The organism is Schlesneria sp. (genome assembly GCF_036405755.1).
GTDB lineage: Bacteria > Planctomycetota > Planctomycetia > Planctomycetales > Planctomycetaceae > Schlesneria > Schlesneria sphaerica.
This window is the reverse complement of record NZ_DASWWZ010000283.1, coordinates 1-9,337: the sequence shown is the minus strand read 5'-3', so window position 1 is coordinate 9,337 and position 9,337 is coordinate 1. Positions and strand designations below refer to the sequence as shown.

7 protein-coding genes are annotated in these 9,337 nt (G+C 57.7%); 3 read left to right on the top strand and 4 right to left on the bottom strand.

Annotated elements, in window-relative coordinates:
- Nucleotides 1-315 precede the first annotated feature (315 nt).
- Nucleotides 316-1,416, top strand: coding sequence for a UDP-3-O-(3-hydroxymyristoyl)glucosamine N-acyltransferase (gene lpxD / locus VGE80_RS09975; RefSeq protein ID WP_397571502.1), 1,101 nt, complete (start codon nt 316-318; stop codon nt 1,414-1,416).
- 192 nt (nt 1,417-1,608) lie between these two features.
- The gene (locus VGE80_RS09970; protein WP_373650306.1) at nt 1,609-2,502 is read left to right on the top strand and encodes an LpxI family protein; all 894 of its coding nucleotides are present in this window, start codon (nt 1,609-1,611) and stop codon (nt 2,500-2,502) included.
- Between the two features lie 213 nt (nt 2,503-2,715).
- Here the strand turns inward: VGE80_RS09970 and VGE80_RS09965 are convergent, their stop codons facing one another.
- On the bottom strand, nt 2,716-3,732 hold the full coding sequence (locus tag VGE80_RS09965) for an SIS domain-containing protein (protein ID WP_373650305.1): 1,017 nt from the start codon (nt 3,730-3,732) through the stop codon (nt 2,716-2,718).
- A gap of 315 nt (nt 3,733-4,047) precedes the next feature.
- On the opposite strand from VGE80_RS09965, the gene VGE80_RS09960 reads away from it, so the two are divergent.
- Entirely contained in the window at nt 4,048-4,905 is an 858-nt protein-coding gene (locus VGE80_RS09960; protein ID WP_397571503.1) for a formylglycine-generating enzyme family protein, read from the top strand.
- A gap of 51 nt (nt 4,906-4,956) precedes the next feature.
- Here the strand turns inward: VGE80_RS09960 and VGE80_RS09955 are convergent, their stop codons facing one another.
- The 3 genes from VGE80_RS09955 to VGE80_RS09945 all read right to left on the bottom strand — a co-directional run bounded on the left by VGE80_RS09955 (nt 4,957) and on the right by VGE80_RS09945 (nt 9,214).
- A complete protein-coding gene (locus VGE80_RS09955) occupies nt 4,957-6,324 on the bottom strand; it encodes a PQQ-binding-like beta-propeller repeat protein (protein ID WP_397571504.1) in 1,368 nt (455 codons plus the stop codon).
- A gap of 232 nt (nt 6,325-6,556) precedes the next feature.
- Nucleotides 6,557-7,405, bottom strand: a complete 849-nt coding sequence (locus tag VGE80_RS09950) for a carbon-nitrogen hydrolase family protein (RefSeq protein WP_397571505.1) — start codon at nt 7,403-7,405, stop codon at nt 6,557-6,559.
- Nucleotides 7,406-7,747: 342 nt separating this feature from the next.
- The gene (locus tag VGE80_RS09945; protein WP_440592557.1) at nt 7,748-9,214 is read right to left on the bottom strand and encodes a sedoheptulokinase; all 1,467 of its coding nucleotides are present in this window, start codon (nt 9,212-9,214) and stop codon (nt 7,748-7,750) included.
- Nucleotides 9,215-9,337 lie beyond the last annotated feature (123 nt).

Below are 9,337 nucleotides of genomic sequence, written 5' to 3'. Positions count from 1 at the left end.
TTACGACTCCTCCCCGATTCAGCTTACGCAGACTGCTGAAATAAGGGACTTATTCAAAATACAACCAAACACGCCCAACTGCCGGAACAGCGCAGGATGCCATTTCTCTGGTCACTGAATGGGCTTTTCGGCGGTAGAAATACCCTATTTCGATCGAAATCGCCAGTCGTCCACCGGTTGCAGAATCGGCGAACGGGCTTTGAAAGAATGACAGTTGCATGATCACTCTTGCCTGATTTGGCAAACTTTTTTACAAAATGAGTGTGGAACATGAGGGATTGTGTTCGTAGAAGCCTTCCGTGGAAAGGACGCCGCGTGACTGAATCGGTGGAATCATTGGCCGCATTGGTGGATGGAACAATCTGCGGCGATGCCGCGCGTCTGATCGATGACGCCGCGGCGATCGAGTCGGCCAATCCTTCCGCAGTCACTTTTGTGGCGGACATGAAGAATGTTTCACGCCTGAAGGATTGTCAGGCGGGCGCGGTACTGATGCCGGCCAAAGTCGCGGCAATGATCGACGACTCCGTCAGCTTCGCTCGCATCATCGTTGCCGACGCCCAGGTCGCCTTCCTGAAGATACTGCCCCTGTTCCGCAAGATTCGCAGCCGTCCCGAGCGAGGGATCTCGCCCCACGCTCACATTCACGAAACCGCCAGCATCGGTCCGAACTGTCATGTCGCGGCCGGAGTCTGGATCGGTGAAGATGTGGTGATTGGAGCCGACTGCGACCTGCTACCGGGCGTGGTCATCGGAGCGGGCAGCCGGATTGGAGACCAAGTCGTTCTGCATCCGAATGTCGTTATTTACCACGACGTCACGATCGGGAACCGGGTGATCATCCATAGTGGAGCGGTGATTGGAGCGGATGGTTTTGGCTATCGCTTTGCCGCTGGCCGGTTCGAGAAAATCCCGCAACTCGGTTCAGTCCAGATTCAGGATGACGTTGAAATCGGGGCGTGCACGACGGTCGACCGGGGGGCCATCGGGCCGACCATCATCGGTGAAGGAACAAAACTCGATAACCTGGTGATGATTGGGCACAACTGCGAAGTCGGACGTCACAATGTCTTCGCATCCCAAGTCGGCCTGGCCGGCTCATGTCAGTCGGGCGACTATGTCCGGCTGGGTGGTCAGGTCGGTGTGCGTGACCATGCCAAGATGAACACAGGGGCGACAGTGGGAGCCAAAGCGGGTGTTCTGAAAGACGTTCCCGCGGGCGAGACCTGGCTCGGTATACCAGCGACGCACGAAATGGAACAGAAGCGGCTCGTCGTCGCCATGCGGCGGCTGCCGGACATGAAAGACCAGCTCCGCGACCTCGAAAAGCAGGTCGCTGCGTTGGCAGCAGAGCTACAGAAACTGAAGGGGAATCCTCCTGCAACAGATCCGGTCACCCATCGCGCGGCGGGATAAACTCACGCGTGCTGGAGCCAGATTGAGTTCTGGAGGACGGAAAACACCGCGTGGTCGATCCTGCTGAGGATGGCCGAACGGTGCTTGTGGACTTTACGACAGCGAAGGGTCAGTAATCTCCGTTGAGGACCGGGAAACTCAAGGACGAGTCGTCCCCGGAAACGGAACTGAATTTAGAAGGGCTTGGACTCCATGGATGGAGCCACCGACAGATCACTGAAAGTGGGAGCGCGACGCGTCGGCCTGTTAGCCGGGGCGGGACGTTTCCCAATTTCATTTGCCGAAGCAGCACGGGACCAGGGGCATCATGTGTATGGTGTCGGCGTGATGGGGATGGCGGCTCCCGAGCTACGCTCGATTTGCCATTCTTACGTCGAGGCGCCCCTGGCAAGGATTGGGCGAGCCATCAATCTGTTCAAGAAGGCCCGCATCGATCGTGTGGTCATGGCGGGAAAAATTGAAAAGACCGTTCTGTTTCAACCTTTCCGCATCCTGCGGCTCATGCCCGACTGGCGTACGATCCACATGTGGCTGGTGTACGCCAAACGCGACCGGAAAGATGATACGCTGTTGCTGGCGGTGATTCGCGAATTCGAACGCGATCAGATTTACTTCGATTCCGCACTCGATTACTGTCCGGAGCTTCTCGTGAAACATGGTTTCCTGACAAAACGCAAACCGACGGAGTCTCAATGGAGAGACATCCGCTTCGGCTTTGAACTGGCCAAAGAAATGGGTCGGTTGGATATCGGTCAGTCGGTTATCGTCCACGACATGGCCGTCATTGCAGTGGAAGCAATTGAAGGAACCGACCGCGCGATCCGACGTTCGGCCGAACTCTGCCGCCGAGGTGGATTCACGGTCGTCAAGGCCGCGAAACCGAAACAGGACATGCGGTTCGACGTTCCGACCGTGGGACTGCAGACGATCAAGACCATGCACGAATCGGGTGGCCGTGTGCTGGCGATCGAAAGTGACAAGACGATCATTCTGGACGAGCCGGAAGTGATCGAACTGGCCGACAAACTGGGAATCGCCATCGTCGCCGTCAGCGCGGTCGAACTGGAAATGCGTGCCGCTGGCTGAAACGGAACGTCCGGCGGGGGCGAGTCCGCTGCCGGCTCCCGCGTTCGTTTCACCTGTCACACCAACGTGCGATTGCCCGATGAATTACAAGCAGAGTTGTTCCGCAGTAGGCGGCGCCCCCTCCGGCTGATCAACTCGCGAAACAAAAAGTGCACTGGAGGAGTCACCTTCAGTGCACTTTTCGTTTGGGATCCGATCAATCGCAGACGAGCATCAGACGAACTCGTTCCCGACTTTTCGGGCTCGAACGGGCTTGTCGATGTTGATATCGAGCCGTAGCCCCGCTTCGACCAGCAGATTCCAGCCAGCGGCCAGTTGCAGGAAGACATTCAGATCCCCAGCGTCGGGAATCTGGATCGTGGGGAACAGCGTCGGTCGCGAGGAAATCGCGATCACGGTCAGTCCCACACCCTTGACCAGCACGTCATGGAACTTCTGTTCGGATTCTTCATAGGGATCGATCCAGATCACGACATCGTCGGCCTGCATCGCTTCTTCGATCCCGTGGACCGCGTAAGTTCCCTCAAGATAATCCCCCCGTTTACGGGTGATTTCGTTCGTCTTGAGCGTCAACTCTTCGGCAACACCGTCATTGCGACCAGAGAAGTAGATGGAGTTTGCCTGAGCAATCTTCTGCGAAATTTCGGCGTCGATTGGCAAAGCCAGCGTCTCGAGAAACTGATCAGCCAGCTTGGGCAGCCGCCCTTTGAGTGACGTGTCCCCACCCAGCGCCTCGACCAGCGCGCGGCAGAACAAGGCCTGTTCCACAACGCTTTTCGTGGCGGCAACAGCCCCTTCTTTTCCGCATTTCAGCACATGACCGCGAGCAGCCAGCGCTTCCAGTGGCGACTCAGCAAAAGCAGCCAGGCTGTAACGATGGGTATGGCCCGCCGCGTTGAAGGCGTTGAAAAGTCGAATGACTTCGGCCGTACGACCCGAGTTCGAAATCCCCAGTACGGCCCAGTCACTCAGAGCGTACTCTTGTGATTGTCGTCCTGCTTCTGTTGCGATGGTGAAGGGCCATCCCTTTCGTCGTGCGTGTGCAATGGCACTCTTCGCGGGGAACATCCGGCTCGAGCCTTCACCCGAAATCAACAGCTTCCCTACCTTGCCAATCTCTTCGGCGGTCGCCTTGACCTCCGAAGGATCGAACGTTCGAATCACCTCAGCCGCGGCAATCATGTCGGTAATGAGGTTGAACTTCGAGTAGGGCGATCGATCTGCAATCACGTCAAATTTCCTTTGAGATTCTCAAACACCACTTGCCAGAAGACTACGATCGTGAAGGGGGGCACCTCTTTTGTCAATGTCGCGGTTCGCACGGATGGACGCGTGCAATTACGTTGATTGATGCGACTGTCCCGCTGCCGATGAAAACAGATACCGCCTCCACGACCCGGTCGACTTTGCGGCCTGACTCAAACGGAATATGTTTTCTTTGAACGTAGCCCGTCTGAGATGCCGCTGACAGGCCATCTCCGATTCGGCGATCTGGATTTTCGACATGCCCTCTGATGTTTTCTCACCCCTGCAGAAAGTACGAACATGAGACGTCGTCGTTTTCTCTCACTGATCAGCACCGCTACGGTCTTTCTGCCAGGATGGACCTCCACGGCCCGACTCCAGGCGGAAGAAGAAAAGACGACCGACCTTTTGCAGACGTTCGTGGACGAATTCGTGGCGATTACCCCCGGAACAGCCTCTTTCCCTGCGTCCTTTCAGATGGGCAGCGACCAAGGGGAACCGAATGAGAAGCCTGTCCACGAAGTCAAACTGTCAAAACCATTCGCGATCGCGAAATACGAAGTCCCGCAGAACCTGTTTCACGCCGTCATGGGGTACAACCCCAGTCGCTGGCCTGGGCCGCGAAATTCGGCAGAACGTATGTCCTGGAACGAAGCCAATGAATTCTGTCGCAAGGTGACAGCGGCTCTGCGAGCGGACAAACTGATCGAACAGGATGAAACCATTCGCCTGCCGACGGAAGCCGAGTGGGAATACTGCTGCCGCGCGGGGACCGAGACTCGCTACAGCTTTGGGGACGAGCCACGAACGAAAGCAGATTTTCCCCCAGCGACATCCATCCTGAATGAATTTGCCTGGCATACCGGCAACGCCGCGGGCAACGATCCGCAGGTCGGAGTCCTCAAGCCAAACCCCTGGGGACTCTATGACATACATGGCTACCTGTGGGAATTCACGGCCGATGCCTGGTCCCCCAACTATGAGCAGGCTCCGGCGGACGGTTCGGCTGTCACCTCCGAGGATGAATCCAGCAAAATCGTCATCCGGGGGGGCTCATGGAAGGACGCCTACCCGCTCCTGACCAGTTCTGCCCGGCGCGGATTATCAAAAACAGCGAAAGACGATGCCATCGGCTTCCGCTGCGTCAAGTCAAAATGAACTGTCCTTGGTCTGCCCGGAGACGAACCGGGATGGCCGCCGCCATGGCGGTCATTCCGATTCCGCCAGCGAGGCTGACACGATTTCCCGGTCATTCCTGACATAGACATTTCGATTCGCGAACGCCGGATGCGTCCAGACAACGTCGCGTCGTTCGGCAGGGCCCGTCGGTTCGAGCAGGTGAGCTCGCCCCAGTTCGTGATACCCCTTGGGTGTCAGGTGCGCCATGATCAGATCCCCCTGCTCGTTAAAGAGGAAGTACCGATCTTCGTGCTTCACCAGGAAGGCATTCCCCCAGCGTGCAGACCTTCCGCTGGTCGCTTCGAACGTCGCCCATAGACGGTCGCCATTCTTCAAATCGAGACAGCGTAGTTCGCCATAGCTGCAGACCCCGAAAATATGTCCCTGATCGATCATCGGAGTGCTGATAATGCTGTGCAGCGCATCGGTCTGACGCTCATTCTTGCCGTGGCGTCGCCAGACTTCGGTCGCGGTCGGAGTTTTCTCGTCCAGCTTGAGCAGCATTGAGCCGTTGTAGAAAGCGGTGATAAACAGCAAATTACCATCGACTCGCGGCGTGGCCACGGAGAGTCCCGTTTGTGAGGTAAAGGGAACCGACCAGTAGACCTTGCCCGTTTCCGGATCGAGGCCGTTGATGGAGGAAGGATGCCAGACAATGAGCTGCCGCTTCCCACCCGCTTCAACGATGATCGGTGAACTGTACCCCGATGCATGTTCGCCAGTGGAATCCAGGGCTCGCCAGACCTCCCGGCCGGTCGATTTATCAAACGCGACAACGGCAGTCCCCTCGCCTCCAACCAGACAGATCAGCCGGTCGCCATCGAGCAGAGGATTTGAGGAATATCCCCAGACAGGGGTCTGATCACGGCCGTAATCCTTCTGGAACGAACGAGACCACACGACCTCGCCGGAGTCGGCGGTCAGACAGAAGAGATGTCCTTCTGAGCCGAGCGTGTAGACAAACCCGTCCTTGATGACCGGGGTCGTGCGGGGACCAGCGGGATAACTGACCGTGTAGGGACAATCGTATTCGTGCTTCCAGATGATCGAGCCGTCTTTGTCATCCAGACACAGGACGCGTTCAGAGGCTGTTTGACGTTCCCGGCTGAAGGGGTTGCTTGGGTCACTCTCGCCAGTGGGAAGTTGCTTGTCGGTCACATAAACCCGTCCGTTCGCCACGGCAGGTCCCGCGTAACCCCCGCCCACCTTCGTGCGCCAACGAACTTTGGGACCATCAGCAGGAAAGGTCTTAATGATCCCCTTTTCACGCCAGACGGCGTCGCGCTCGGGCCCCATCCACTGTGGCCAGTCATCTGCAAACGACGAGGATGCCAGCGACAAACAGGCTGCCATCACAATCGGAACTACCCGGTTCGGACGAGTCAATCGACAGCACATGTTTCAATCCTTTAAGTTTAGTCAGGCAAACGTCTAGTCAGGCGAACGGGATCCAGAGCGTGGTTCAGCGAACCAGTCTGCTCCACTTCCGAACGGGGTCCACTGATGTCATCTCAGAATCTGGTTTGGGGTGTCCATGACCGCGATGTGACCGTCCCACCTGTCTCTCTCACTTTCAAACTCACCGGCGTGGAATTCGGCCGCGTGAGCCAGCGGTGCGATATTCCGGTCATCAGTCGCGGCCGGGCCGTTTCAGAGAATGGGGCGCTACCAGCGGAGCGTAAACCTCGGGCCGTCGGTCCGCAATCCGATCCACTTCGTTGATCCCCGCTGTTCGGACGAGATGTTTGGTACGGGACCGGGTGACGTCGATATCGGCGTACAGGATTTCTTCTTCCGTGTGATCCGCGAAGGCGATCGTCTTCCCCAGCGGATCGCAGATCTTGCTTTTGCCGACGAACTTCACTCCCCGCTCCACACCGACTCGATCGGCGGCCGCGTAGTAGACAGTATTTTCCATCGCTCGTGCGTTCACGGTGAAATCCCCTGCCCCTTCCGCGCCGGGTGGCCAGTTGGTTGGCAGGACGATCAGATCCGCCCCCAGCAGGGTCATAATGCGAGACGATTCCGGGAATCCTCCATCGTAGCAGATATTCATACCCACCTTGACCCCCGCGATTTCGTGGACAGCAAAGGGGCGGTCACCGTAATCGGTAAATCGATCAACCCCCAGACGAGGGAGGTGGATCTTACGGTACGAGGCGACCAGCCCTTCGGGTCCGACGAGCGCCAGAGCGTTGAAGACTTTGCTACCGTCGGATTCCAACATACCAAATACAGTATAGACCCCCAGTTCCTTACACACGGCCGCCATTTTTTCGACGGACGGTCCGGGAATCGATTCAGCATAAGGGCGAGCTTCTTCAATACTGTCGAAGCAGTAACCTGTCAGTGCGCATTCGGGAAAGATGGTGAATGTGGCGCCATTCTTTCTGGTCTCGCGCACGTAAGAGATCATTCGGTCCAGATTGCCAGCCTTGTCGCCCAGCTTGATATCCGTCTGAATCGCCGCAATTCGCATAGCTCATCTTTCAACACGGGAAGGGGAAAACGGCATCCTAACAGGAAGATCACGTCACCGGGAGGACGCAGCGATGTTTGCCAAATCGCGGTACGGGCGGTTTCCGGATCCACCCGTCATGACATTCGAGGCGAACGCCCGTCGAGACGAACTTCACCTCGACTCAAACTTCACCACGACTCAGCGTCAGGGACTTACCCTTGCGTCGGCACCATCAGCAGCACAAAAGCGGACAACTCCGTCATCGTCGATGTCCCCCACCCCCATCCGTACCGGACTTCTTAGTCAGCCTATTAGTCAGCCTGGTCAGCAATCCGTCAGGAAGGGGTGCTGCCCGCGCAACTAGCAGACGGAAAATTTCGGATCAGGGGATGTCACGATCAATCGATTGGCCGCCGCTTCCAGGCTGTCGAACTGACCTGTTCCAACGCAGGCCACTAACGCGGCACCGAACGCAGCTTCTTCGCGATGCCGCGTGAAAAGCATCGGCAGGCCGAAAGCGCGGGAAACAATTTCAGCCAGCAGGGGATTCTCACGCAGGCCGTTTCCCGCGGCCACGAGAAGCGTGGGCTTGGCCCGGTTGATCTGTTGAATCGCCAGAAACCCTTCGTAGAGGGATCGGCCCATCCCCTCCAGGATCGCGCGACACAGATGTCCGGCCGTGAAATTTTGCGGCGACAGTCCGGTGATCGAACCACGGACAGTGGGGTCAAGTCGCGTCCCCGAAAAGCGAGGTTCACACCGCAGACCGTCCGCACCCGACGGAATCGCCGCAGCCAGCTCGTTCATCACGTTGTAAAGCTTTTCGGTCGACGGCACATGAAAGAGCTGCTTGCCGACGTCACCGAAGAACTGTTCCAATACCTGATAGGACCAGCCCCCTGCCAGACCGACGTTTGACAACAGGTTTCCCTTGACAGGAAACGGACGCAGCTCGATGGGGGGAACAAAATCGAGTCCCTCTGTGAACATCGCCACCTGGGCGCCTGTCCCGACATTCACGAGGACCGTATTCGTGGGATCGGCCACGCTTCCCAGAAAACTTGCCTGGTGATCACCAATCGGAGCAAAGATCGGGATTCCGGCGGGAAGTCCGGTCTTATTCGCATATTCGTCGGTGAGCGTCCCCGCCTGCTGATCGGCTTCCAGGATCGGTGGGAACCAGTCGCGTGACAGGCCCAGAGCTTTGATCGCCTGGTCGTCCCAATTTCTCGTCGGGGCATGGAAGACGCCGCTACTTCCTGCGCACGAAGGTTCAGTGACGGGGTCGGCACCTGTCAGCACTGCTGTAAAGTAGTCCATGATGAACAGCGCACGTGCCCCTTCGGGCACGATTCGACGCTTCGCCAGTTCGTACAGCGTGACTGCCATGAATCCCGGTTGCAGCCAGCATCCCGTCCGTTTCCAGGCCTCGTTTCCAATCGCCTCGCGGGCCGATTGCAGCCAGGTCTTGTCACCTTCGGGACACATTTCGAGGGCTCGACGGTCCTGCCAGTTAATCAAAGGAGAGACCGGGTTGAGGTGAGAATCAACCAGCAGCATTCCGTGCTGCTGCCCGGTGACGCCGATCCCGATCACCTCCCCGACGTGGTTCCCCAGTTGTTCAGCAACCTGCGCCAGGCAGCGGCAACTGGCTGCGATGATTTGCTTTGCGTCCCATTCGGAGTGGCCTCGTGCAGCGTCTGCGGTAGCCGTGACGCGACCGTCATTCGCGGCCGATCCGATGGCAACCAGAACTCCAGTTTGGGTGTCGACGGCGATACTGGTGATTTTGGTCGTACCGAGATCCACTCCGATCACGATGGGCATCGCAAGGTATCCTGAATTCAGGTCTGGGGACGGGCTGGAGAGAGGAAGAATCTACCCCGTCAGCAGGTCTGATTCACGCCCGTCAGCAGGTCTGATTCACGCGGAGAGGTCGAGAAACTTTAG

Coding starts and splice junctions, on each gene's coding strand:
- VGE80_RS09970 (WP_373650306.1), top strand. CDS start 1,609: ATGGATGGAGCCACCGACAGATCACTGAAAGTGGGAGCGCGACGCGTC.
- VGE80_RS09960 (WP_397571503.1), top strand. CDS start 4,048: ATGAGACGTCGTCGTTTTCTCTCACTGATCAGCACCGCTACGGTCTTT.
- VGE80_RS09955 (WP_397571504.1), bottom strand. CDS start 6,324: ATGTGCTGTCGATTGACTCGTCCGAACCGGGTAGTTCCGATTGTGATG.
- VGE80_RS09950 (WP_397571505.1), bottom strand. CDS start 7,405: ATGCGAATTGCGGCGATTCAGACGGATATCAAGCTGGGCGACAAGGCT.
- VGE80_RS09945 (WP_440592557.1), bottom strand. CDS start 9,214: ATGCCCATCGTGATCGGAGTGGATCTCGGTACGACCAAAATCACCAGT.